The organism is Variovorax sp. Soil_C_19 (assembly GCF_057657255.1).
Genome location: NZ_JBDGIV010000007.1, coordinates 76,640 through 101,280, shown reverse-complemented (window position 1 = coordinate 101,280; position 24,641 = coordinate 76,640). Strand labels below are relative to the sequence as shown.

General features: G+C 68.7%; 22 protein-coding genes. 10 read left to right on the top strand and 12 right to left on the bottom strand.

Features of this window, described 5'->3' with window-relative positions:
• The first annotated feature begins 9 nt into the window (after window positions 1–9).
• Window positions 10–756, top strand: coding sequence for a type I methionyl aminopeptidase (map, locus tag AC3A6R_RS16045; protein WP_487864874.1), 747 nt, complete (start codon window positions 10–12; stop codon window positions 754–756).
• Here the strand turns inward: map and AC3A6R_RS16040 are convergent.
• Window positions 743–2,581, bottom strand: coding sequence for a sensor histidine kinase (locus AC3A6R_RS16040; protein ID WP_487864873.1), 1,839 nt, complete (start codon window positions 2,579–2,581; stop codon window positions 743–745). The two genes, map and AC3A6R_RS16040, sit on opposite strands and share 14 nt — an antisense overlap.
• A gap of 226 nt (window positions 2,582–2,807) precedes the next feature.
• Here AC3A6R_RS16040 and oxlT point away from each other — a divergent pair, with 226 nt between their 5' ends.
• A complete protein-coding gene (gene oxlT, locus AC3A6R_RS16035; RefSeq protein ID WP_487860292.1) occupies window positions 2,808–4,154 on the top strand; it encodes an oxalate/formate MFS antiporter in 1,347 nt (448 codons plus the stop codon).
• A gap of 102 nt (window positions 4,155–4,256) precedes the next feature.
• Here oxlT and AC3A6R_RS16030 read toward each other — a convergent pair whose 3' ends face one another.
• Together AC3A6R_RS16030 and AC3A6R_RS16025 are read right to left on the bottom strand one after the other, a co-directional pair.
• Window positions 4,257–4,994 carry a response regulator transcription factor gene (locus AC3A6R_RS16030; RefSeq protein ID WP_487860293.1) on the bottom strand — a complete coding sequence of 246 codons (738 nt, stop codon included), beginning with the start codon at window positions 4,992–4,994 and terminating at the stop codon, window positions 4,257–4,259.
• Window positions 4,995–5,078: 84 nt separating this feature from the next.
• The gene (locus AC3A6R_RS16025; RefSeq protein WP_487864872.1) at window positions 5,079–6,233 is read right to left on the bottom strand and encodes a pyridoxal phosphate-dependent aminotransferase; all 1,155 of its coding nucleotides are present in this window, start codon (window positions 6,231–6,233) and stop codon (window positions 5,079–5,081) included.
• Window positions 6,234–6,402: 169 nt separating this feature from the next.
• Between AC3A6R_RS16025 and AC3A6R_RS16020 the strand changes: the two genes are divergently transcribed.
• Entirely contained in the window at window positions 6,403–7,848 is a 1,446-nt protein-coding gene (locus tag AC3A6R_RS16020; protein WP_487864871.1) for an aminotransferase-like domain-containing protein, read from the top strand.
• Here the strand turns inward: AC3A6R_RS16020 and AC3A6R_RS16015 are convergent.
• Complete coding sequence (locus AC3A6R_RS16015) at window positions 7,842–9,338, bottom strand: sensor domain-containing diguanylate cyclase (protein WP_487860296.1); 1,497 nt, start codon at window positions 9,336–9,338, stop codon at window positions 7,842–7,844. The two genes, AC3A6R_RS16020 and AC3A6R_RS16015, sit on opposite strands and share 7 nt — an antisense overlap.
• 65 nt (window positions 9,339–9,403) lie before the next feature.
• On the bottom strand, window positions 9,404–9,658 hold the full coding sequence (locus tag AC3A6R_RS16010) for a hypothetical protein (protein WP_487860297.1): 255 nt from the start codon (window positions 9,656–9,658) through the stop codon (window positions 9,404–9,406).
• 415 nt (window positions 9,659–10,073) lie between these two features.
• Here AC3A6R_RS16010 and AC3A6R_RS16005 point away from each other — a divergent pair, with 415 nt between their 5' ends.
• Genes AC3A6R_RS16005 through AC3A6R_RS15990 form a run of 4 tightly spaced genes read left to right on the top strand, consistent with a single transcriptional unit; the run spans window position 10,074 to window position 15,519 of the window.
• Window positions 10,074–11,405, top strand: a complete 1,332-nt coding sequence (locus tag AC3A6R_RS16005; RefSeq protein WP_487864870.1) for an MFS transporter — start codon at window positions 10,074–10,076, stop codon at window positions 11,403–11,405.
• A 19-nt stretch (window positions 11,406–11,424) separates the two neighbouring features.
• Window positions 11,425–12,843: an FAD-binding oxidoreductase gene (locus AC3A6R_RS16000; RefSeq protein ID WP_487864869.1), complete on the top strand. Its 1,419-nt coding sequence runs from the start codon at window positions 11,425–11,427 to the stop codon at window positions 12,841–12,843.
• Window positions 12,844–12,888: 45 nt separating this feature from the next.
• The gene (locus AC3A6R_RS15995; RefSeq protein WP_487864868.1) at window positions 12,889–14,490 is read left to right on the top strand and encodes a tannase/feruloyl esterase family alpha/beta hydrolase; all 1,602 of its coding nucleotides are present in this window, start codon (window positions 12,889–12,891) and stop codon (window positions 14,488–14,490) included.
• 24 nt (window positions 14,491–14,514) lie between these two features.
• Entirely contained in the window at window positions 14,515–15,519 is a 1,005-nt protein-coding gene (locus AC3A6R_RS15990; RefSeq protein WP_487860301.1) for a LysR substrate-binding domain-containing protein, read from the top strand.
• Here AC3A6R_RS15990 and AC3A6R_RS15985 read toward each other — a convergent pair.
• From AC3A6R_RS15985 to AC3A6R_RS15960, 6 genes are read right to left on the bottom strand one after another with little or no spacing between them, the layout of a single operon-like run.
• Window positions 15,482–16,933 carry an aldehyde dehydrogenase gene (locus tag AC3A6R_RS15985; RefSeq protein WP_487864867.1) on the bottom strand — a complete coding sequence of 484 codons (1,452 nt, stop codon included), beginning with the start codon at window positions 16,931–16,933 and terminating at the stop codon, window positions 15,482–15,484. The genes AC3A6R_RS15990 and AC3A6R_RS15985 overlap by 38 nt on opposite strands.
• Before the next feature lie 37 nt (window positions 16,934–16,970).
• On the bottom strand, window positions 16,971–17,681 hold the full coding sequence (locus AC3A6R_RS15980) for an ABC transporter ATP-binding protein (RefSeq protein ID WP_487864866.1): 711 nt from the start codon (window positions 17,679–17,681) through the stop codon (window positions 16,971–16,973).
• Entirely contained in the window at window positions 17,678–18,430 is a 753-nt protein-coding gene (locus tag AC3A6R_RS15975) for an ABC transporter ATP-binding protein (protein WP_487864865.1), read from the bottom strand. The genes AC3A6R_RS15980 and AC3A6R_RS15975 overlap by 4 nt, the downstream gene beginning before the upstream one ends.
• A complete protein-coding gene (locus AC3A6R_RS15970) occupies window positions 18,427–19,359 on the bottom strand; it encodes a branched-chain amino acid ABC transporter permease (protein ID WP_487864864.1) in 933 nt (310 codons plus the stop codon). The genes AC3A6R_RS15975 and AC3A6R_RS15970 overlap by 4 nt, the downstream gene beginning before the upstream one ends.
• Window positions 19,356–20,234, bottom strand: a complete 879-nt coding sequence (locus tag AC3A6R_RS15965; protein WP_487860306.1) for a branched-chain amino acid ABC transporter permease — start codon at window positions 20,232–20,234, stop codon at window positions 19,356–19,358. Before AC3A6R_RS15965 ends, AC3A6R_RS15970 begins: the two co-directional genes overlap by 4 nt.
• A 4-nt stretch (window positions 20,235–20,238) precedes the next feature.
• Window positions 20,239–21,429 carry an amino acid ABC transporter substrate-binding protein gene (locus tag AC3A6R_RS15960; RefSeq protein WP_487864863.1) on the bottom strand — a complete coding sequence of 397 codons (1,191 nt, stop codon included), beginning with the start codon at window positions 21,427–21,429 and terminating at the stop codon, window positions 20,239–20,241.
• A gap of 214 nt (window positions 21,430–21,643) precedes the next feature.
• Here AC3A6R_RS15960 and AC3A6R_RS15955 point away from each other — a divergent pair, with 214 nt between their 5' ends.
• From AC3A6R_RS15955 to AC3A6R_RS15945, 3 genes are read left to right on the top strand one after another with little or no spacing between them, the layout of a single operon-like run.
• Entirely contained in the window at window positions 21,644–22,618 is a 975-nt protein-coding gene (locus AC3A6R_RS15955; RefSeq protein WP_487864862.1) for an AraC-like ligand-binding domain-containing protein, read from the top strand.
• The gene (locus AC3A6R_RS15950; protein WP_487864861.1) at window positions 22,615–23,223 is read left to right on the top strand and encodes a flavin reductase family protein; all 609 of its coding nucleotides are present in this window, start codon (window positions 22,615–22,617) and stop codon (window positions 23,221–23,223) included. The genes AC3A6R_RS15955 and AC3A6R_RS15950 overlap by 4 nt, the downstream gene beginning before the upstream one ends.
• Window positions 23,224–23,280: 57 nt before the next feature.
• On the top strand, window positions 23,281–23,661 hold the full coding sequence (locus AC3A6R_RS15945) for a VOC family protein (protein WP_487860310.1): 381 nt from the start codon (window positions 23,281–23,283) through the stop codon (window positions 23,659–23,661).
• An 8-nt stretch (window positions 23,662–23,669) separates the two neighbouring features.
• On the opposite strand, the gene AC3A6R_RS15940 is transcribed toward AC3A6R_RS15945, so the two are convergent.
• On the bottom strand, window positions 23,670–24,518 hold the full coding sequence (locus AC3A6R_RS15940; RefSeq protein ID WP_487864860.1) for a DUF7822 domain-containing protein: 849 nt from the start codon (window positions 24,516–24,518) through the stop codon (window positions 23,670–23,672).
• Window positions 24,519–24,641: the final 123 nt, after the last annotated feature.

The window sequence follows — 24,641 nt, the reverse complement described above, 5'->3', positions numbered from 1 at the left end:
TTCTTCCCCATGACCATCGAAACGCAGGACGACGTCATCGCCCTCAAGCGCATCGGCCGGATCGTCTCCCTGGTGCTCCGGCAGATGCTCGATGCCGCAGAACCCGGCATGACCACGCGTGAGCTCGACCGGCTCGGCGAGCGCCTGCTCGACGAACACGGCGCGCGCTCCGCGCCGCGGCTGACCTACAACTTCCCGGGCGCGACCTGCATCAGCATCAACGAGGAAGCTGCTCACGGCATTCCGGGCGACCGCGTGATCCGCGCCGGTGACGTGCTGAACATCGACGTGTCGGCGGAGCTCGGCGGCTACTTCGCCGACACCGGCGGCACGCGCGTGGTGCCGCCGAGCACGCCGCAGAAGACGCGCCTGTGCCATGCCACGCGCACCGCTCTGGCCGAGGCCATGAAGAGCGCCAAGGCCGGCATGCCGATCAACGGGATCGGCGCGGCCATCGAGCGCACCGCCAAGGCCTACGGCTTCAAGGTCATCGAGAACCTCGGCAGCCACGGCGTCGGCCGCGCCCTGCACGAGGAGCCGGAACACATCGCCGGCTACTTCGATCCCTCGGACCGGCGCCTGCTCGAAGAAGGCATGGTCATCACCATCGAGCCCTTCCTGTCGACCAAGAGCCGCATCGTCTCGGAGACGGGCGACGGCTGGACGCTCGCGGGCGCCCGCGGCAACCTCTCGGCCCAGTACGAGCACACGATGATCATCACGCAGGCTGCACCGATCGTCGTCACGCTGCACTGACTCCACTGGCGGTCCGCTGCTGCACCCATCGCAGCGAGACCCAGGTGCCTTCGCCGCGGCGGCTCTCGATGCGCAGGCTGGCGTCGATGGCATCGGCCTGCTCCCGCAGGCCCACCAGGCCGTAGTGCCCCGGCGCACCGGCGCTCGGCTCGAAGCCGACGCCGTCGTCGCCGATCTCCAGTTCGACTTGTTCCTCGCCCGCGCGCCGCAGCCGGATCAGCAGGCGCCGCGCGCCCGCATGGCGCTCGACGTTGCGCAGCACTTCCTCGCACATGTGGAACACGGTCTCGGCGGGCTCGGCGGCGAGCGCGGCCAGCGCCGGCTCGATCTGGCAGTCGAGCTCGAGGCCCGAGCGCTCGCCGAGGTTCTTGGCCAGTTCGGCGAGCGCCGCGCCAAGCCCGATGTCGCGCACCGGGTTGCTGCGCAATTGCTCGATCGCGCGGCGTGCCTCGTCGAGCCCGTCGCGCGCGGCGCGTTCGGCGCGCACCAGCTCGTCGGGCAGCGCATCGGGCCGGCTCGATGCGAGCCGCTTGAGCACGCGGATCTCGGTGAGCATGGCCATCATCGAATGCGCCAGCGTGTCGTGCAGCCCGCGCGCGAGGCGCAGGCGCTCGCGCACCACCGCGGCATCGCGCGACTCCTGCGCGAGCCGGTTGATCTGCCCGGTGCGCTGCTGCACGCGCTCGTCCAGTTCGGCATTGAGGCGGCGCAGCTCGTCGCGTTCGCGCTGCAGCGTGTCGAGCAGGCGGTCGAGCGCGCTGCCCAGCCGCGCGGCCTCGTCCACGCCATGCGGCACCTCGATGCGCGTTGCGCTGCCGGCCAGCACCGCGTCGGCCGAATGCGCGATCAGGCTCACGCGGCGCGTGAGCCTGCGCGCCACGATGATGCCGGTGACAGCGGCGCCGAGGCCCAGCAGGCTCAGCACGATCGAGATGCGCCATTCGATGGCCGTCGCGAAGGCCGCGACCGATTCGACCGGCTGGATCACCACGCCCTTCCAGCCGAGCCGGCGCAAGGTGCCGTCGCGCGCGCTCGGCGGGCTTGCGATCAGGTAGGGGCGGTTGTCGAGCAGCCGCCGCGTGCGGATGCGCGTGGGCAGGTCGGCGCCGTCGTTGCCGAGCCCGGCCACCGCCGGGTCGAAGGGCGTGACCGGATCGCCCACGTCCTCCCAGCGCTGGCCCAGCAGCGCGGGCGGCCCATGGCGCACGATGCCGTCGCGGTCGATCAGCAGCCATTCGCCCGGTGAGGCGCGGATCTCCGACACCATCTTCTGTACCCAGCGCCAGCTGAGGTTCGCAGCGACCACGCCGATGATCGCGCCGTCGGCATTGCTGACCGGCGCGGTGAGCTTCAGGAAGCGTTCGGCCGGCGAGCGGCCTTCCTCGATCCATGCCGCGTCGAGGCCCTGCGAAAGCCACGCATGCTGGTTGACGTTCTGGCCGACCACCTGCGGGTCGGTCGCAGCCACGATGAAGCCGTCGGCGTCGGTCACCGCGAGCCAGATCAGGTCGGGCACGCCCTGGCGCACCGCCGCCAGCGAACGCTTCAGGCGCTCGCCCTCGCTTTGCTGCACGTCTTCGGACAGCATGGCCGCCACCACGCTCACCGCCTGCAGCCGCAGCAGCAGCGCGGTGTCGAGTTCGGCGTTGACGTGCTCGGCCGCGGCCTCGAGGCGCTGGCTGTGCTGCTCGAGCAGCGTCGCGCGCACGAAGCTGCGCAGCCACAGGTTTGCCGCCAATGCCAGGCACAGGGTGAGCGCAATCAGCAGCCAGCCGATGGCGGCGGCCATGGATCGTCGGGGGTCGATGCGGCGCGCGAGGTTCATGGGGCCCGCGCATTCTCGCAAACGACGGCCATGACTTTCGGCACGGGTAGTTCCCCTGAGACCTCGGGGTTTGTCTCGACTCGCCGCGTGACTTCCGGCAGGCGCGGCGGCGGCCGATTGCGGCAACAGTTGCATCCCATCGCGATCCGTGCCTCAGCGCGATGAAACCAACCCCCCGAAACGTGCCGCAACGCGATCGGCATGACATCGAATGGAGACAAAGCGAATGAACCCTTCTTCCCCGACCCAGACCGTGTCCGGCGCACCGCCGCGGCTGTTCGACAACCGCTGGTTCCAGTTGGTGGTCGGCATCGTCTGCATGATCGCCACCGCCAACATCCAGTACGCCTGGACCCTGTTCGTGCCCGAGATCCAGGGCAAGTTCGGCTGGGAGCGCGCCTCGATCCAGATCGCGTTCACCATCTTCGTGCTGGTGCAGACCTGGCTCGCGCCGATCGAAGGGTATTTCATCGACAAGTTCGGGCCCCGACTGATCGTGGCCTTCGGCGCGCTGTTCATCGGCGCGGCCTGGATCATCAACTCGCAGGCGACGACGCTGCTGGGCTTCTACATCGGCGCGGCCGTTGGCGGCATCGGCGTGGGCTCGATCTACGCGACCTGCATCAACAACGCGCTCAAGTGGTTCCCCGATCGCCGCGGTCTCGCGGTGGGCCTCACCGCGGGCGGCTACGGTGCCGGCTCGGCCGCCACCATCCTGCCGATCGCTGCGATGATCGAATCCTCCGGCTTCCAGGAAGCCTTCCTGTTCTTCGGCGTGCTGCAGGGCACGCTGGCCTTCCTGGCCGCGTGGTTCCTGCGTCAGCCCAAGGGCAATGAGGTGCGTGCATCGTCCAAGCTCGCACAGAGCCGGCGCGACTACACGCTGGGCGAGGCGCTTCGCACGCCGCTGTTCTGGCTGATGATCCTGATGTTCTCGTGCGTCGTCACGGGCGGCATGATGGCGGTGGCGCAGCTCGGCGTGATCGCACAGGACCTGGGCGTGAAGGACTTCAAGGTCGACCTGTACTTCGTCACCATGGCCGCGCTGCCGCTCGCGCTGATGCTCGACCGCATCATGAACGGCATCTCGCGCCCGCTGTTCGGCTGGATCTCCGACCACATCGGCCGCGAGAAGACCATGGTGATCGCCTTCACGCTCGAAGGCTTCGGCATCATCGCGCTCGGCTACTTCGGCCACAACCCGTGGGCCTTCCTGATCCTGTCGGGCGTGGTGTTCCTGGCCTGGGGCGAGGTGTATTCGCTGTTCTCGGCGCTCGCCGGCGACGCGTTCGGCACCAAGCACATCGGCAAGATCTACGGCGTGCTGTACTGCGCCAAGGGCGTCGGCGCGCTGTTCGTGCCGCTGGGCAACCTCATGATGGAAGCCACGGGCACCTGGTCGTCGGTGCTCTACACGGTGGCCGCGCTCGACCTGTTCGCCGCGTTCCTCGCGATCGTCGCGCTGCGGCCGATGCTCGCGAAGCACACCGCGGGCAATGCGGCAGCCGCCCCGCCGCCGGCCGCACCCGACCTGGCGATGCCGGGGCTCTCGCCCGCCGGGCGCACGGCCTGACAGACGCAACCTCGCCCGCCTGATCGGGCGGGCCAGCGCACCCGTGGAACCGGCGATGCCGGGTCTGCGGGTGCGTTCCCTTTTGGGAAGGCGCTTCGGGGGTTACTTCTTCAAGACCAGTACCGCGAGTTCGGTGCGGGTGTTCGCGTGCAGCTTCTGCATGATCCGGCTGACGTGGTTCTTGGCTGTTCCCTCGGCCAGGTTCAGCGCGGTGGCGATCTGGCGGTTGCCGTAGCCCTTGGCGATCAATTCGAGCACCGCGACCTCGCGCTCGGTCAGCGGCTTGGTCGCATCGGCCGGCGACAAGGGCTGGCCCGCCGCCGGCAGTTCAGGCGCAGGCGCGGGCGCCGGCTCCTGGGCCACACGGTCGGCCAGGAGCCGAAACTGGTCCATCACCTTGCGCGCGATCTGCGGCGTGAGCCGCGACTCGCCGCGGTGAACGGCCCGCACCGTGTCCAACACCTCTTCCTCCGAAGCGTCCTTGAGCAGGTAGGCCTGCGCGCCGGCGCGCACCGCATCGAAGACCAGGTCGTCGCGGTCGAAGGTGGTCAGCACCATGACGCGCGTGTGCGGCAGCGCCGCAGAGATCTCGCGCGTGGCGAGCACGCCGCCCTTGCGCGGCATGTGCAGGTCCATGAGCACCACGTCGGGCAGCAGGCGGCGTGCGAGGTCCACGGCCTCGATGCCGTCGGCGGCCTGGCCGACGACCTCGATGTCGGGGTCGGCGTCGAGCAGCATCGCCATGCCGCGGCGTATCAGCGCCTGGTCGTCGGCGATCAGCACGCGGATGCGCGGCGCAGCGCGCGGGGCGGGAGGCGAGAGTTCGGCGGTGGTGCTCATGGCGAGGCCATTGTGCCCCGATGCGTGCGCAGCCGGCGTGCCTGCGCGCGCAAAAAAGACAGCGCGTTCGACCCGCGCGCGCGCTCAGCCCGGCTGGTCGGCGCCCACGCCTGCAGACGGCAAAGCGGCCTCGGTCAGCGCGACCGATACGCACTCGAGCGCTATCGCCAGTTCGGTGACCGTGGGCAAGCCGAAGCCCAGCCGGAACACCAGCGGCTCGTCGCCGAACCAGGGCCCGGGTGCCACGCGCGTGCTGTACCGGGCGAGCGTGGCATAGAAGCGCGCAACGGCCGCCGCATCGAACACCTCGCGCTTCAGCCGCACGCAGCACAGCGCGCCGGCGTCGGGGCGAACCCATTCGATCTGCGCGGCATGGCGCCCGACCCAGTTGGCGACCACCTGCAGGTTCTGCGCGAGCAGCGCGCGCCGCTCGCCGATGATCCGGCCGCGCTGGCGCAACACCGCGAGCGCGAGCGCCTCGTCGACCGGCGAGCACGAGATCACGGTGCTGAACTTTGCCGTCACCAGCGCCTGGCGCAGCGACGCATCGCGCGTGATGGCCCAGCCGATGCGCAGGCCCGCCGCGCCATGCGCCTTGGACAGCGACGAGACCGAAATGACCTTCGGCCCCAGGCAAGCTGCGCCGGGTGCCACGTCGTCGTTGCCGTAGGCGGCCTCGCGGTAGGTCTCGTCGATCACGAGCCAGGCTTCGGGCGCATGCGCGGTGAGCATCGCCGCGATGGCGCGCAGCGTGCGTGCCGGGATCGCGACGCCCGAGGGGTTCTGCGGCGAGGCCAGGCTCACGAGTTTGGTCTTCGGCGACAGCAGCGCGCGCAGCGCCTCCAGGTCGACCTGGTAGCCGTCGTCGAAGCTGAGCGGCAGCGCGCGCGGAACGGCGCCGACCGCCGTCAGTGCATTGCGCGCGAGCGGAAACACCGGCTCGGCCACGATCGCCTCGTCGCCGGCCTGGCACAGCGTGAAGGCAATGAGGAAGAGGGCATGCATGCCACCGACCGTGACCAACACGTCATCGGCATCGACGCCGTTGTCTGCCGCGATCTCGCCGCGCAGCGCGGGGCTGCCCGCGGCGGTGCCGTAGTCGAGTGCGAGGCCGTCATCGCTGAACGCCGTCTCGAGCAGTTCGGCCAGCCGCACGCTCGGCCCCACGCTCTCGGCAAGGTCGAAGCGCGGTGCCTTGCTCACCAGGGAAATGATCTCGTTGTCCGGAAAACGTGCCATGTGCTGTTGTTGTTGCCGCGCGATGCGTCGATGTGGTGTCGGGATGAAGCCGGCATCGATGATGCAGATTCGGGGCTCGCGATAACAGCCACAATTTTCCTGAATTCGATGCAGTACAGTTGGGTCCGGCGGCGCAGCTGCGCTCGCCACAAGCCAAGGAGCAGTCCCCGTGTCCCAGTCGCCCCGGTTCCGCTATGAAGAAATTGCAGATTTCGTCGCCGGGCTGGCCGGGCGCGGCGCGCTGCAGCCGGGCATGCGGGCGCCGTCGCTGCGCGAGATCAGCACGCAGCAGCGCACCAGCCTCAGCACCGCGGTGCAGGCCTATCGCCTGCTCGAGGACCGCGGCATCCTCGAGGTGCGCCCGCAGTCGGGCTACTACGTGGCCAAGCCGCCGCCTGCGCTCCCCGTGCCGACGACCACGCGGCATTCGGTGCGCGCCGCCAACGTCGAACTGTCCGGCCTGATGCTGCACCTGCTCGAGCACGCCTCGGACGAGGCGCTGGTGCCGCTCGGCTGCGCCATCCCCAACCAGCGCCTGCTGGCCTCGTCCAGGCTCGACCTCGTCCTGGCGCGCACGGCCCGCGTGAAGGGCGGCCGCTGCAACACCTACTCGCCGCCGCGCGGCGAGCTCTCGCTGCGCCAGGAGATCGCCCGCCGCGCGCTGCGCTTCGGCCAGGCGCTCGCGCCCGACGACATCGCCATCACCTGCGGCTGCACCGAGGCGCTGGCGCTCGCGCTCGACGCAGTCACGGCGCCGGGCGACACCGTCGCCATCGAGTCGCCGACCTACTTCGGGCTGTTGCAGGTGCTGCGCGCCAAGAAGCTCAAGGTGGTCGAGCTGCCGACCGATGCGGTCACCGGCGTCGACGTCGAGGCGCTTGGCAATGCCGTGGCCTCGGGCAGGGTGCGCGCCTGCGTGCTGGCGTCGAGCTTCAGCAATCCGCTCGGCTGCACCATGCCCGAGAAGAACAAGCGCGCCGTGCTGCGCCTGCTGGCGGCGCACCGCGTGCCGCTGATCGAGGACGACGTCTACGGCGACCTGCATTTCGGCGAGGAGCGGCCCAAGCCGTTCAGCGCGCTCGATACGCACGACAACGTCATCCACTGCGGCTCTTTCTCGAAGACGCTCGCGCCCGGCTACCGCATCGGCTGGATCTCGACGGGCCGCCACATGGCGCGGGTGCTCGAGGCCAAGTTCGCCACCAGTCTCGCCACGCCGGTGCTGACGCAGGTGGCGCTTGCCGACTTCCTGTCGAACGGCGACTACGACCGCCACCTGCGCCGCATGCGGCGCGGCTTCGCCGACACCCTGGCGCACATGACGCGGGTGATCGAACAGGCCTTTCCGCCGGGCACCAAGGTGTCGAGGCCGCAAGGCGGCTTCGTGCTATGGGTCGAGCTGCCGGCCCCGGCGGACACGCAGCGCCTGTTCGCGCACGCGCTCGACAAGGGAATCTGCTTTGCGCCGGGCGTGGTGTTCTCGGCCAGCGGCAAGTACGCGCATTGCCTGCGGCTGAGCGGCGGCCATGGTTGGGATGCGCGCATCGAGAAGGGCCTGCGCACGCTCGGCGCGATGGCGGCAAAGGCGCTGCGCGCCGAAGGCAGCGCTCAGTAGAGGCTGTCGCCCGGCACCGCGTCCGCGATCTGCTGGCGCCGCGATTCGCCCGGGTTCTCGCGGTAGTAGCGCGTCTTGTCTTCGTACATCGCGCGGTCGGCGCGCTGCAGCGCGGCATCGAGCGGCTCGCCGGCCTCGCAGGTGGCCATGCCGATCGCCAGGTGCAGGAGCCGGCCCGTGTGCCCGGCATAGAACTGGTTGTTGAGTTCGAGCATCGACACGATGCGCTCGCGCACCGCCTCCGCGCCGCGCTCGTCGGTCTTCGGCAGCACCACGGCGAACTCGTCGCCGCCGATGCGCGCGGGCCAGCCTGGCTCCTCGACCGCCTTGGAGAGCACCTCGCCCACCCGGCGCAGCAGGGCGTCGCCGGCGGCATGGCCTTCCTCGTCGTTCACCGGCTTGAGGCCGTTCATGTCGATCACCAGCACCGACACGGGCCATGGCCCCTTGCGCGAAAGCCGGTTCAGCTCCTCGCTGAAGAACGCGCGGTTGCGCAGCTGCGTCAGCACGTCGTGCTTGCCGAGGTATTCGAGGTAGGCCTCGGCCTTCTTGCGTGCGGTGATGTCGATCAGCGAGACCAGCACCAGGTCCCAGCTGTCGAGACGATCGTCGAGCACCGCGAACTGCATGTGGATGTTGACCAGCTCGCCGGTCAGCGCGTAGTTGACCACCTCGCGCTGCTGCTGCATCTTGCCGTTCCACAGGTCCTGCAGCTGCTCGGCGAACGAGTCGTGCATCTCGTCGCGAAACACGTCCGACAGGTTCTGCAGCAGCGTCTCCTTGTCGGCGGCGGCGAACATGCGCAGCGTCTCGCGGTTGACGTCGATCACGCGGATCTCCTTCATGCAGCGCGTCACGAACTCGGGGTGCACCTTGATGAAGGTCCCGAAGTCCGTGATGCCGCGCGCGCGGATGTCGTCGAGCAGCGCCTTCACGGCGCTGAAGTCCTCGACCCAGAGCGACACCGGCGAGCGCTCGAACAGTTCGCGCGCATAGCGTTCGCTCTCGTCGCGCAGCCGCTCGGCCTGCACGCGAGCCGTGACGTCCTCGAGCGACACCAGCACGCGGTCCCACGATGCCTCGTGGCCCGGCAGCACGCGCACGCGCACATGCACGTCGAGCCGGCGGCCATCGAGCGTGTAGTTGAAGCTCTGGTTGTCGAAGCACAGGTTGCCGCGCCAGAGCTGCTCGAGCTCGAGGATCACCGGCGCCGCCATGTCGTCGCGGAACACGCTGTGCAGCTGCGACAGCAGCTCGGCCTGGTCGCGCGCGCCGAAGAGCGAGAGCGTGCTGCGGTTGACGCTCACCACCTTGAGTTGGGCCATGCAGTCGCGCACGCGCTGCGGGTCGGCCTTCAGGTGTGCGGCGACATCGATCACGCCTTCGGCGCGCCAGGCCCCGAACAGCCGCTGCAGGCCGCTGTAGTCCTCGAGCCACAGCGACATGGGCGCGAACTCGAACATGGACTCAAAATCGTTGGCAGATGGCATCGCACGCTCCTTTTGTTGAGGATTGTGGATGCAAACGGGGCATAGGTACCCCGGTCGCGCCGCGCTCACATCAGTTGCAAGCCCCGTCGTGGACGCGCGCGCGGGTGCGGGGTGTAGGGCCGGGGCGCTGGCGGCCGGTTCATGGCCGCAAGTTCGGCGCGCCCTGCCTCGGTGATGCGAAGCACGGTCGCCAGCCGCGGCAAGGCGTAGCGCCCGGACGGATCGGCCGGCGCGATCTCGGCCTCGATCAGGCCGGTGGCGACGAGCACCGAGACCTGGCGCAGTTCTTCAGGGCATCCCACGCGGACAGGGAGTTGCACATGCTGCAGTCTCATCAGAAATAAAAGCGGCATTCATTCCTCCGATTGCTGGCATCCAGGACGGCGCAGCAATGGCGGCACCGGCGGGACAGTTGATTTTGTTGACACATGTATGTCAAAGAAATCACAAACTAGCTGTCTGCCTCGGCAGCCGCACTGCGCCTTCGCGCTGCGCTCGTGTAGGCCTAAAGCCTTACAAAAAGGAGGCCGCCGACTGCGGCGACTGAAGGCCATAGCAACAGCCCGCGGCGCCGAGCGGTCGCTCGCTTCGGCGGGGCGCACGCTGGCCGGCCAGGTCATCTCTGCAAGAGATGGTGCCTTCTCCCATCGGTATGAATTTCGCGAGTTAACCCGGTACGTCCGGTTGCCGCGTGGATCGACCATCGTGCCGAGCAAGCAACGCGAGGCACACGAAATGACCACCACTACCCTGTCGGCCCCCCACGGCGGCGCGGATTCTCTTTCTTCGGCTGCGGATGCGGTCTACCGCAAGGTCAGCTGGCGGCTGATACCGCTGCTGTTCCTCTGCTACATCGTCGCGTACCTGGACCGCGTCAACGTCGGTTTCGCCAAGCTGCAGATGCAGGATGCGCTTCAGTTCAGCGAAGCGGTGTATGGCCTGGGCGCGGGGATCTTCTTCGTCGGCTACTTCCTCTTCGAAGTGCCCAGCAACGTCATCCTGCACAAGGTGGGCGCGCGCCGCTGGATCGCCCGGATCATGGTCACCTGGGGCCTGCTGTCGGCGGCGACCATGTTCGTGAATTCGCCGATGACCTTCTATGTCATCCGCTTCCTCCTGGGCGCGGCCGAGGCGGGCTTCTTCCCCGGCGTCATCCTTTACCTCACCTACTGGTATCCGGCTGCCCGGCGCGGCAAGGCCACCTCGCTCTTCCTGGCGGCGATCCCGTTCGCCGGCATCCTGGGTGGGCCTGTCTCCGGCTGGATCCTGCAAAGCATGGCGGGTGTCAACGGCTGGCAGGGGTGGCAGTGGATGTTCCTGTTGCAGGGTCTGCCCACCGTGGCGCTTGGCATGGTGGTCTGGCGCTACCTCGACGACCGCGTGAAGGATGCGGCCTGGCTGAGCGCGGAGCAACGCGAGCTGATCGCACGCGACATCGCCGCGGACGGCACAGGCAAGTCCGAAGCGAGCGTATGGCGTGTGGTCTCGAACGGCCGGGTCTGGCTGCTGGCCCTGGTCTACTTCTCCTTCGTGGCGGGCCTGTACGGCATCTCGTTCTGGCTGCCCAGCATCATCAAGGCCATCGGGGTGAAGGGTGCACTCGACATCGGCCTGCTGAGCGCGATCCCCTGGTCCTTCGGCGTCGTTGCGATGTACCTGACGGCACGCAGTGCCGACCGTCGCCTCGAGCACCGTTGGCACTCGGCCATCGCGGCCGTGGTGGGCGCGGCGGGACTGATGATGAGCGTGGCGATGCATGGGAGCGCCACCTGGTCGATGGTCGGCCTGACCATTGCGACGATGGGCATCATGTCGACCCTGCCCGTTTTCTGGGGCATGCCCACCGGGTTCCTCGGTGGTGCCGCAGCAGCGGCGGGCATTGCCTTCATCAACTCGTTCGGCAACCTGTCCGGCTTCGCCGCGCCTTTCATGATCGGTGTGATCAAGGATGCGACCCAGAGCACGGACGCCGGGCTGCACATGCTCGCAGCACTCCTGGTACTGGGCGCGGTGCTGGTGTTCTGGGTCAAGCCGTCGAGCCCGACCGCCCAACGCACGGCGCGCTAGCACCATGGATGCCGATCTGATGAACCCTGTGCGCGCCGTTGCCGCGCCCGGCGACCGCCGCGCACCGTCTGCCGAACTCCTGGCGTCCTTGCGGCACCGCTTCGGCGCGCGGCTTTCGACGGCCGACAGCGTGCTGCTGCAGCACGGCAGCGACGAGTCGAGCTACCGTCCGGCACCGCCCGACGCGGTGGTCTACGTGCACAGCACCGACGAGGCGGCGTTCGTGGTGCGCGCCTGTGCACGCGAGCGGGTGCCGGTGATCGCCTTCGGTGTCGGCTCGTCCATCGAGGGCCACGTGCTGGCCGTCGAAGGCGGCGTCTGCGTGGACTTCTCGCAGATGAGCGAAGTGCTGGCGATCCGCACCGAGGACCTCACGGCGACGGTGCAGGCGGGCGTGACGCGCAACATGCTCAATGCGGCGCTGGCGGGCACCGGCTTCTTCTTCTCGGTCGACCCCGGCGCCGATGCCAGCATCGGCGGAATGGTCGCCACGGCCGCTTCGGGGACCAACACGGTGCGCTACGGCACGATGCGCGACAACCTCGTGAGCCTGACCGTCGTGACGGCGCAGGGCGATGTCATCCGCACCGCGTCGCATGCGCGCAAGAGCTCTGCAGGCTACAACCTGACGCAGCTTTTCTGCGGTTCCGAAGGCACGCTCGGGCTGATCACCGAGGCGACCGTGCGCATCCATCCGCACCCCGAAGTGGCCGCAGCCGCCGTGGTGCATTTTCCGACGGTGCGCGCGGCCGTGGATTGCGTGATCGAATCGATTCAGCTGGGCGTGCCGCTCGCGCGCGCGGAGATGCTGGACGCCTTGACGATCAAGGCCGTCAATGCGCACAGCCGCACCACGCTGACCGAGCGGCCGACGCTCTTTCTCGAGTTTGCGGGAAGCCAGGCGCAGATCGACGAGCAGGCCGCCGTCGTGCGCGACATCGCCAACGGCCATGGCGGTGGCGAATTCCAATGGGCCATCCAGCAGGAAGAGCGGTCGCGGCTCTGGACGCCGCGGCACCACGCCTATTTCGCCTCGCTGCAACTCAAGCCCGGCAGCCGGAGCATCACCACCGACGCATGCGTGCCGCTGTCTGCGCTGGCCACCTGCGTGGAAGAGACGCTGGACGACATCCGGGCGCACGGCTTGCTGGCGCCCGTCTTCGGCCATGTCGGCGACGGCAACTTCCATTGCCTGGTGCTGGTCGATCCTGAGGCGGGCGAACAGGTGGATGCAGCCGAAGCCTTCAGCCATCGGCTGGTCCAGCGTTCGCTGAAGCACGGCGGAACCTCGACCGGCGAGCACGGCGTCGGGCTCCACAAGATGCAGTACCTCGTCGAAGAGCACGGGCCTCACACGGTGGCGCTCATGCGCGCGATCAAGCGGAGTTTCGATCCGCACAACATCTTCAACCCGGGCAAGGTTGTCCATTTCGGCTGAGGGCAGCGCCCTGCAAACAGCCGATCACATCACCAAGGTATGACCATGCATTTCTCGCGCAGTGTTTGTTTGATTGCCGTGCTGACGACCGCGGCATGCGGCGGCGGCGGGCACGGCAACGGCTTCGTTGCCCCGCCGCCCGCACCTGCACCTGCCCCCGCGCCGGCGCCAACGCTTGCCCAGAAGTGCCCGCTGCTGGCCGGCCAGGCCCTGGGCGGCGGCGCCACGGTGCAGAGCGCACAGGTTGTTGCCTCCACCGGCGCGCAACCCGAATACTGCGTGGTGCAGGCCGGGCTCGACGGCTCGACCCTGCGCTTCGAAGCCCGCATGCCGACCAGTGGATGGAACGGCAAGATCGCGTTCCTCGGGGGCGGCGGTTTCGACGGCACCATGCCGGTCGCCACCGACCTGCAGTTCAGCCCATCGATCGTCGGCGAGCGCTACGCCACGCTCGGCACCAATGGCGGCTACGACTACCCGGGCGTGCGCGGCCCCGACTACTTCAAGGCAGCGTTCGCGCTCGACCCCGAACAGCTGGCAGACTTCACGCACCGATCGGAACACCGCGCATTGCCCGCGGGCAAGGCGCTCGTTGCCGACTTCTTCGGTGCGCCCGCGTCCCACAGCTACTTCGAGGGTTGCTCCATGGGCGGGCACGATGCATTGGTGCAGGCGCAGCGCTACCCCGAAGACTTCGACGGCATCGTCGCGCGGGCGCCGGCCGGCAACATCATGGGCCTGTTCATGCAGTTCAACCGCATCGCGAAGCAGGTGCGCACGCCCGCGAACACGCTCGATGCGCCCAAGCAGAGCCTGCTGGCGAACGCGGTGCTTGCGCAGTGCGACGCGCTGGACGGCGCCACGGACGGCGTGATCTCCAGGCCCGGCGCATGCCACTACGATCCGGCGCCTCTGCGCTGCGCAGGGGGCGCAGACGCAGGCGACACCTGCTTGTCCGATGCGCAGATCGCCACCGTCCGAACGGTGACGTCGGCCATCGCCACCGCCGACGGCGCCTGGACGCATCCGGGCTACAACCCGGGTGCCGAGAACACGGCCAAGGGCTGGGGCGAATACATCTGGCCCAGCATGGCGCTCGGCGGCAATTCGGTGCAGGGCATGTTCTCGGACGGCTTCGTGCGCTCCTTCATCACGCAGGATGTCGGCCATGACACGCTCTCCTGGAACTACGACGACTGGCTGCCGCGCATGGGCGTGGTCGGAGGCATGTTCCAGGCCTTGGATCCCGACCTGACGGCGCTGAACGCCCGGGGCGCCAAGATGATCCTCTGGAACGGCACGACGGACAGCTCGGTGAGCCCGCGGGACACCGAGCGCTACTACGACGATGTCGTGGGCTCCATGGGGCAGGCCAAGGCCGACCAGACCGTCGAGCTGTTCCTGGCGCCCGGCGTGGGTCACTGCTACGGGGGCGCCGGACCCGACCGGGTCGACCTGCTCCAAGCCCTCGCGACATGGGTGGAGCAGGGCACGCCGGCATCGGCGCAATCGCTGGTGCATCGCAAGGTCGATGCGGGTGGCGCGACCACTGCGTCGCGCCCGCTTTGCAAGTACCCGGCCTACCCGCGCTACAAGGGCAGCGGCGACCTGAACGACGCGGCGAGCTTCGTCTGCGCGAGCCCCTGAACGCGATCGGTTCAAAATCCGGGAATGGAACTTCGCCAGCTCAAATACTTCCTTGCAATCGTCGAGAACAAGAGCCTGTCGCGCGCCGCCGAGCACCTGCACGTGGCGCAGTCGGCACTGAGCAAGCAGGTCGCCGAACTGGAGTCGGAACTCGGCGTGCAGCTGTTGTCACGCAGCCGAAGCGGCGTTGCAACGACCGAAGCAGGCAAGGTGTTCTACGAGTACGCCCAAGGCATCACCAAGCAGATCAGCGATGCCCGGGCGGCAGTGCTGCGCTCCGCCGACACGGTGGTCGGCTCGGTGGTGGCGGCATTGCCGCAGAGCGTGGCCGCCACGCTCGCGCTCCCGTTGATGCGCGCGGTGTCGCGCCGCTATCCGAACATCCTGTTCCACCTGAACGAGGAGCTCACCGGCAACATGGCGGACCAGTTGCTCGGCGGCCGCGTCGACGTGGCCATCTTCACCGACACCATGCCGCCGCGCGACATCGTCTTTACGCCGCTGGTCGAGGAAGCCTTCGTTCTCATGCATTCGCCGCAGGACCCGCAAGCGCCCGCGGCGGGCGACGTGTCGCTGCACGCGGCAGTCGCGCGACCGCTCGTCCTGCCGAGCCCGCAGCATGGCCATTGCACGCGCTGGACCGTCGACAACGCCTTGAAGCGTGCCGGCCTTCCGCCGCAGAGCATCGCGGCCGAGATCAATTCGGTCTACGTCCTCAAGAGCGCCGTCGAGGCCGGCATCGGTCCCACCATCATGCCGCTCGGCCTCGCACAGCGCGAGGTGGCGGACGGGCGCCTCGTGGCCCACCGCATCGACTCGCCAGACATGGTGCGCGTGCTCGGCCTGTGCGTCTCGCGCCACATCCCGGCGACCAACGCCAAGCTCGCGATCTGCCGGCTGATCTGCGAGCTGGTGCGCGACCTCTGCGAGAGCGGCCAGTGGTCGGGCGCGCGCTACGTCGCCAGCGGCGCGCCGCCAAGGCTTCCGGTGGTCAGAACGGATAGTGCCGAGGCGCCATCTGCACCGTGATCCAGCGCAGTTCCGTGAAAGCCTCCACGCCCGCCCGCCCGCCGAAGCGCCCGTAGCCTGACGCCTTGACGCCCCCGAATGGCATCTGTGCCTCGTCGTGCACCGTCGGTCCGTTGACATGGCAGATACCCGCCTCGATGCGCTGCGCCACGTTCCAAGCGCGCGCCACGTCGCGGCCGAACACTGCGGACGACAGGCCGAACTCGTTGTCGTTGGCCACTGCCACGGCCTCTTCGACGCCGTTCACGCGCACCACCGCCTTCACCGGCCCGAACGATTCTTCGCGGTAGATCGCCATGGCGGGCGTGACGTGGTCGAGCACGGTGGCGGGCATCAAGGTGTTCTGCGCCTTGCCGCCGCACACGAGCACCGCGCCCTTGGCGAGCGCGTCGTCGATCAGTGCGTTGCAGCGCGTCACGGTGCTCATGTCGACCACCGAGCCGAGCACCACGGGGCCTTCGCGCGGGTCGCCCAGCGGCAGGGCCTGCGCGCGGGCCGCGAACCTGGAAACGAACGCGTCGGCAACGGCGTTGTCGACGACGATGCGTTCGGTCGACATGCAGATCTGACCCGAGTTGGCGAACGCGCCGAAGATCGCGCCGTTCACGGCCGCGTCGATGTCGGCGTCGTCGAGCACCACGAAGGGCGCCTTGCCGCCGAGTTCGAGCACGGCGGGTTTCAGGTACGTCGCGCAGGTCTGCGCGATGAGGCGGCCGACGCGCGTGGAGCCCGTGAAGTTGACGCGCCGCACCGCCGGGTGCGCGACCATGGCCTCGACCACGGCGCCGGCATCGGCCGGTGCGTTGGTCACGAAGTTGACCGTCCCCTTGGGCAGGCCGGCCTCGGCGAGCGCTTCGATGATGAGCGCATGCGTCTCGGGGCACAGCTCGGAACCCTTGAGCACGACGGTGTTGCCGCAGGCCAGCGGCGTGGCGATGGCGCGCGTGGCCAGGATCACGGGCGCATTCCATGGTGCGATGCCCAGAACCACGCCCGCGGCCTGCCGCACGCCCATGGCGAGGCTGCCGGGCACGTCGGACGGAATGACCTCGCCCGCGATCTGCGTGGTGAGCGAGGCGGCCTCGGTGAGGATGCCGGCCGCGAGGTGCACGTTGAAGCCCGCCCACAGCGCCGAGGCGCCGGTCTCGCGCGCCATGGCCTGCACGAAGGCGTCGGCACGCGCCTCGAGCGCGTGGGCGGCCTTCAGCAGCAGCGCGCGGCGTTCGTTGGGCCCCGTCTGCGACCAGGTGGCGAAGGCGCGTTGCGCGGCCTCGACGGCAGCCACGGCATCGGCCGGCGTGGCCGCGGGGGCGCGCGTGGCGATGCCGCCGCCCAGCGGGTTGCGGCGCTCGAAGGTCGCGCCGCCGGTGGCCGCGCGGCGTTCGCCGTCGATGAGCATGGAGATGTCGGTCATGGGTGTCCTTTTCAAATGAAGAGAGGAAGAGGGGTGTTCAGGCCACTCCCAGGTAGGCCTGGCGAACGGCGTCGGAATGCAGCAGCGCCTGCGCTTCGCCCGCGGCGACCACGCGTCCGCGCTCGAGCACATAGCCGCGGTCGGCGGCCTGCAGCGCCTTGCGCACGTTCTGCTCGACCATCAGCACGGTCACGCCCTGGTTCGCGATGCGGCGCACGATCGCCAGCAGTTCGTCGACCATACGCGGTGCGAGGCCGAGCGAGGGCTCGTCGAGCATCAGCAGGCGTGGCCCGCTCATCAGGGCGCGCGCCACGGCGACCATCTGCTGCTCGCCGCCGCTCATGGTGCCGGCGAGCTGCGTGGCGCGTTCTTTCAAACGCGGGAAGTCGTCGAAGGCGCGCGCCAGGCGCTCGGCGCGCAGCCGCGCGGGGACCAGCCAACCGCCGAGCTCGAGGTTCTCGGTGACGGTCATCTGCGGGAACAGCTGCCGGCCTTCGGCCACCAGCGCCAGGCCGCGCCGCACGCAGGCGGTGGCGTCGGCGGATGGCAGCGCCGCACCGTCGAGCACTGCGTCGCCCGTGCGCGCAAGCAACCCCGCGAGCGCCTTGAGCAGCGTGGTCTTGCCCGCGCCGTTGGGCCCGAGCACGACGGTGACGCCGGGCGTCACGTCGAGGTCCAGGCCCTGGATGACCTGGAAGCCGTGGTAGCCGGCCGCAAGGCCGCGCACGGTCATGGAGGTGCCGCTCATGCCGTGGCCTCCATCTCGTCGCCCAGGTAGGCCTCGACCACACCGGCATCCCGCACCACCTCGGCCGGCGTGCCGTCGGCGATCTTGCGGCCCTGGTGCAGCACCAGCACGCGCTCGACGTACTTGAGCAGCGTGGTCACCGCATGCTCGATCCACACGACCGTGAGGCCGTGGTCGTCGCGCAGGCGCCGGACACGCCTGGCCATCGCATCGACCTCTACCTCGGTGAGGCCGGCCGCCACTTCATCGAGCAGCAGCACGCGCGGCCGCGTGCCGAGCGCCATGCCGATCTCGAGCAGCCGCTGCTGCGAGGGCGTCACGTCGGCCGCGGCCTGCGTCGCGAGGCCGGCCAGTCCCAGCATGTCGAGGATCTCGCCGGTGCTGCCCAGGCCCGCGATGGGCGCGCGGCGGCGCCCGGCGAACTGCATGCCGAAGCGCACGTTGTCTTCGAGCGTCATGTCGGCCATCACGCGCGGCGTCTGGAAGGTGCGTGCGATGCCGTGCGCGGCGTACAGGTGCGGCCCGCGCCGGGTCAGGTCGACATCGCCTTCCACCAGCAGCCGCCCCGAGGTCGGCATGACCACGCCCGAGATGGCATTGAAGAAGGTCGTCTTGCCTGCACCGTTCGGGCCGATGATGCCGACCAGCTCGCCGGCATGGAAGGTTGCGCTCACGGCATCGACGGCCGTGAGTCCGCCGAAGCGCACCGTGAGTTCACGGGCTTCGAGAAGCGGGGTTGTTGCCGTCATGGCGCATGCCTCCGCAGGGCCGCGCGCTTGCGTTGCCACAGCGACGCGAGGCCGTTGGGAAGGTACATCACGCACAGGATCAGCAGCAGCCCCAGCACCATCATGTAGCCGTAGGGCAGCTGCAGCCGCAGCGTTTCCGACAACAGGCTGAACACGATGGCCGCGGCCACCGGACCGCCGATGCTGGCGGCGCCGCCGATCATCGCGATCAGAACGGTCTGGAAGCCGATGAAGGGGCTGAACACGGCCGCGGGCTCGATGTAGGTCCAGCGCACGGCCATGGCCGCGCCGACCGCACCGGCGAAGGCGGCGGTGAGCGCGAAGCCGGCGATCTTCACGCGGCGCGTGTCGACGCCCAGCGTCTGCGCGCGCTGCTCGTCGGCGCCGATGCCGGCCAGCGCAAGGCCGAAGCGGCTGCGCTTCACGAGCAGCGCGGTGGCGATGGCCGCGCCCGCAATCGCCAGCACCGTGAGGTACACCGTCTCGTTCGACGGCACCACAGTGAGCACGCGCCCCACGGTGCCCGAGACCTGCTTCTCCACGAAGGTGACCGCATGGCGGATCAGCTCGGTCATGCCGAAGGTCAGCACCGCGAAGTAGGTGCCGCGCAGGTGCAGCACCGCCGCGCCCATCAGCACAGCCACCGCGCTCGCAATGGCCGCGCCACTCAGAATGACCAGCGGCCAGGGCAGCACCTCGAGCAGCGTGGCGCTCGCATACGCACCCAGGCCGAAGAAGGCCGAGGTCGCGAGCGAGAGATACCGCGTGGCGCCGCAGAACAACGACCAGCTCGTGGCCAGCGCGATGTACATCAGGCAGCCGAGCGCGACCGACGCGATGAATTCGCTCGCGATCCACGGTATGGCGGCCGCCAGCGCGAGGCCGACGCACAGCACCCACCACGGCTTGTTTTGAAAGAGTGAAATCATTTGCGGGAGAACAGTCCGTTGGGCCGCCAGATCAGCACGCCGATGAACACGGCATACGACAGCAGCATCTTGAGCGAGGGGCTCGTGTAGTACATGCCCAGCGCCTCGACCACGCCCAGCAGCAGGCCGCCGACGAGGCTGCCCGCGATGCTGCCGAAGCCGCCGAGGGTGATGACGATCAGCGCCGTCACCGTGTAGGGCTCGCCCATCGAGGGCGAGATTTCATAGGTCATCGACAGCAGCGCGCCGGCCACGCCCGACAGGCCCAGGCCGATGCCGAACATCAGCGGGTGAAGCCGCTTGGTGTTGATGCCCACGAGCTGCGCGCCAGTGGGCGACTGCATCAGCGCGCGCACCGCCTTGCCCAGCAGCGTGAGCTTGAGCAGCGCGATGAGCACGAGGCTCAGCGCCAGCGCCACGCCGAACAGCACCAGCTTGTTGGCGGTGAAGCGCATCTCGCCCAGCTGCACCGGTTCGGCCAGGTAGTCGTAGCCGCGCAGGTCGCCGCCCCACACGAGCAGGGCGGTGTTCTGCACGAAGAACATCAGGCCGAAGCCGACCATCAGGCTGCGCGCCTCGAACACGTCGACGTTCGGCGCACGCGCCGCCACCTGCCGGAAACACAGCCAGTGCACCGCCATGCCGAGTGCCATCAGCAGCGCGAAGGCCACCGGCATGAACAGGAGCGGCGAGATGCCCAGCGCCGTGTGCGCCCACCACGTGAGAAAGGCGCCGAGCATCAGGAACTCGCCGTGGGAGATGTTCATGATGCGCATCAGCCCGTATTGCAGGTTCAGCCCGATGGCCACCAGCGCATAGATGCCGCCCGTGATCAATCCGCCGGCCAGCAGTTCGGCCCATCCAGAGAACGACACGCTGCTATTTCCAGGCCGGCTTGGGCATCAGTTGCGCGGTGGCGCGGTCTTTCGGCCACACCACTTCGAAGTCGCTGCCCTGCCACTGCGACACGGTGCCGGGGATCGACGCGTTCTCGCTGCCCTCGAATCGGATCGGCCCGAGGATGGTCTTGAACTCGTTCCTGGCGATTTGCTCGCGCAGCGCCTTGCGGTCGAGGCCCACTTTCTCCACCGCCTGCTGCAGGATCTGCAGGCCGGCCCACGCGTGGCCGCTGGCCCAGCGGTCGGGCTCCTTGCCGAACTTCTTGGTGTGCGCATCGAAGTAGGCGCGGGCCTCGGGGCTGGTCTTGCCGTTCCACGAGCCCATGCCGATCACGCCCTCGGTGTTGGCGGCCATCACGTTCTTGTAGAGCTGGAAGGCGGTGCCCACCGAGGCGTAGAAGTACTTCGGATTGAAGCCCACCTCGCGCGCCTGCCGGCTCGCAAGGATGGTGTCGGGCGGGTAGGTGATGCCGATGAAGGCATCGGGGTTCAGGTCCTTCATGCTGCGCAGCACGGGCGCGAGGTCTTTCACGCCCAGCGGGTAGCTCTTGCGGTCGAGCACCTGGATCTGCGTCTTTTTCAGGGCGTTGTTCAGTGCCGCGAAGTTCTCCAGCCCGAACAGGTCGTCCATGTAGACGATGGTGATGGTCTTCACGTTCTGCGCCACCAGCATGTCGACCAGCGCGCCCATCATCTTGTCGGGCTGCTGCAGCAGCGAGAAGAAGAAGGGCAGGCGCATGTCGATGAGCTTGCGCGACAGCGCCGTGGGCGCCAGCAGCGGATAGCCGAAGCGGTTGGCCAGCGGCGCGACCGCGAAGTTGGCGCCCGATCCCCAGGGCGGCAGCACGAGGTCGACCTTGTCGCTGCCCATGAGCTTTTCGAAGGTGCGCACGCAGGTCTCGGTCTCGCTGCGGTCGTCGTAGCCGATCAGCTCGATCGGCCGCCTGGCGCCCTTCACCGACAGGCCGCCCGCGGCGTTGACCTGCTCGGTCCACAGCAGGTAGTTGGGCTCCTGGCTCACCTGGGCGCCCGCGGCCCAGGGGCCGGTGCGGGCGATGGCATAGCCGATGCGAACCGGCGCGCTTTGGGCGAACAGCTGCGGGGCGACGGCGGCCGCGCCCAGCGCGGTGGCCGTGCCCTTGATCCAGTGGCGGCGGGTGGGGTGAAGCATGGAGGTCTCCTTCCGGGCGTCGGTATGCGCCCGCTGACCGGGATCGTAGGAAGGCACGCCTTCGGCCGCTGTGCCCGCCGCGCACAAAGCACTTGACGCAGCGTGCAGGCGCCTAGTGGTTAACCCGCAAGGGCGAGGGCCTTCCGGGCACTCCACAATGCGCGGCACCCGGCTCCGTGCTGCAATCTTTCGTTCGTCTTCACTGCTTTCGCCCATGACCGCGTCCCTGCTCCTGTCCACCGACCCGATCCCGCCGAAGGAACGCGGGCCGCTGTGGTGCGAGTGGGTGTGGCGCCACTTCGGCGGGCTGGGCTCCGACCTGTACGGCGACAGCGATTTCGACGGCCACCTCGCGTCCTCGCACGCGGGCGACGTGATCCTCACGCGGCTCGAGGCCAACCGGCATCGCGTCTTGCGAACCCCGCAGATGGCGCGCCTGAGCGACGCGCCCTACCTGAAGATCGTCGCGCCCTGGCAGGGCTCGGCCGAGGTTACGCAGCGCGGGCGTGCGGCGGCGGTGCGTGCGGGCGGCTGGACGCTGTACGACACCACGCTCGACTACACCGTGGCCAACCCCGAGCGCAGCGACCATCTCATCGTGATGCTGCCGAAGGACCAGATCGCCTCGCCCGCACTGCCGTTGCGCGAGCTCGTCGCGCGGCGCATCGGCGGCGACAGCGGCATCTCGCGCGTGGCGCTGGAGACCATGCGCAACACCTACCTGGAGCTGCCCTACATGAGCGAGGCCGCCGCGCGCGGTGCGGGCGAGCTGCTGATCCAGCTGGTGCGCCTGTCGCTCATGGAACTCGCGGGCCAGGGCACCGCGCAGACCCAGCGCGAGGCGTTGAAGGACCGCATCCAGCGCCACGTGGCGCAGAACCTGCGCGACCCCGCGCTGTCGATCGACGGCATGGCGCTGGCGCTGCGTTGCAGCAAGCGCCTGCTGCACCAGGCCTTCGCGGGCGACGACGACACGCTCACTGGCTACATCCAGCACCAGCGGCTGGCGGCCAGCATCCGCGACCTGATCGATCCCGCGAACGCCGCGCGCTCCATCACCGACATCGCGCTCGGCGCGGGCTTCGGCAACCTTTCGCACTTCAGCCGCGTGTTCCGCGCGCACACGGGCGGCAGCCCGAGCGAGTTCAGGCGGCAGGCGGGCTCGCCCGCACAGGTCCTTCGCGCATGAATGCTTCTCACCGCCGGCCGGTTCCGTTGAACAAGGCCTACCGCCTGCTGAACCACGGACCCACCGTGCTCGTGAGCGCCGCGCACGACGGGCGGCGCAACATCATGGCCGCGGCCTGGGCGATGCCGCTGGACTTCGACCCACCCAAGGTCGCGGTCGTGCTCGACAAGAGCACCTGGACGCGCGTGCTGCTCGAAGGCGCGGGCAGCTTCGCGCTGCAGGTGCCGACGCGCGCACAGCTCGACCTGACCGAGGCGCTGGGCAACAGCTCGGGCCGCGAGATCGCCGAGCGCGACGGCAGCGACAAGTTCGCGGCCTACGGCCTTTCGACCTTCACTGGCGAGGCCACCGGTGCGCCGCTGCTCGAAGGCTGCGCGGCCTGGCTCGAATGCCGGCTGTTGCCCGAGCCGCCGATCCAGCAGCGCTACGACCTGTTCCTGGGCGAGGTGATCGCGGCGCAGGCCGACGCGCGCGTGTTCTCCGAAGGGCGCTGGCACTTCGAGGGCCACGACGATCTGCGCACGCTGCACCATGTGGCGGGCGGGCACTTCATCGTCGATGGCGAGGCGGTCGATGCGCGCCCGCTGCCGCGAGCGGCGCCGTAGCATGCATGTCGAACAGAAGCCGACGCTTGGCATCCTTTACCGAAACGAGAAGCACACATGGATTCGCCACTGGGAACAGTCATCATCTACGCCAGAGACATGCAGAAGACGGCTGCTTTCTATGCCCTGCATTTCGGCTTCCAGACCACCGGTGAGGTCATCGAGGGCCTGATCGAGCTGAAGCATCCAGGCGCCGGCGCCGGCTTGCTGGTCCATCAGGCAGCCAAGTCTGTGAAGCTTGGCCAAGTGGGCGTGAAGCTGAGCTTCCACGTGCGCGACGTCGCGGCATTTGCCGCGCAAGCCAAGATGCGAGGTCTCGCATTCGGTCCAGTCCACGAAGCCAACGGGTATGCGTTCGCAAATGCGAAAGACGTCGACAAGAATTCCATCAGCATCTCAAGCCGAGCGCATCGCGCCAATTCGGTTGAGGGCAGATGAGTGAAACGCTAAGCAGCCGCGTCGTCGCCGCGCTGCGCTGCTTCGAACTCGGCCCGGTTGAGCAGGCCGAAGTACAGAACCTCCGACCACTGCAGCCCCAGCGGATATTCCGTCGCGCGGTTGCGCGTGCTGTCGCAGTCGTCGTCGAAGCGTAGCCCGAAGAAGGCATCGAGCGGCGCCGCCTGCTTGGCCGCACCGGCCTCGCGCAGCAGCTGCGCCGCCGCCGCGATGTCTTGCGGCAGCGCATCGAGCGCGGCGCCGGCCTGCTGGCAGCGCGCCAGCTCCTGCTCGACGCAGGCCCGCAGCGGGGCTTCTTCCGATTCGGACATGGTGTCGAGCTCGACCGTCTCCAGCAGCAGGTGCTCATCGCGATGGGCTTCAAGAAAAACCAGGGTCTCGTCCAGCCATGCTGGCAGCTGCGTTGAACCCGTTGCGGGTGTGGTGGCTGCGGGCGCGGCAATGGCAGGGGGCGCCTTCGATGCGGCGGCCGACGAGAGCCGGCCCTTGATCCGGTCGATCAGCGACAGGGCCCTTGGCGCCGCGGGCGGGGCTGCGGGCAATGGCATCGGCCCCTGCGCTGCCAGAAACCGCACGATCTCGATGAAGCGCTTCACCCGCGCAAAGCCGGGCTCGAAGCGGCTGCTGATCGCATACAGCTTCACCTTTTCGTCCGCCTCGTCGTCGTCGAGCCCATCGGCGATCAGCGACGCGCACAGCTGTGGGTCGCCCGACATCAGCAGCCGGTACATGAACGGCACGTCGTAGTTCCACTCGGACACGCCCGAGATCGTTTCGGGCCGGTCCACATACGACGTGGGCCGGTTGCTGAGGCTGTACAGATAAGAGCGATTGGCCATGGAATCAAAGTGTGAATGGCGGCTGCAGTGTGAGTGCGCCGCCGTTGCGAGAAAGAAGAAGTGCTGCTCCTCGAGAAGCGGTCTTCGGCCCGGTCGGCTGATTCTGCCCGCGCCAAATCTACA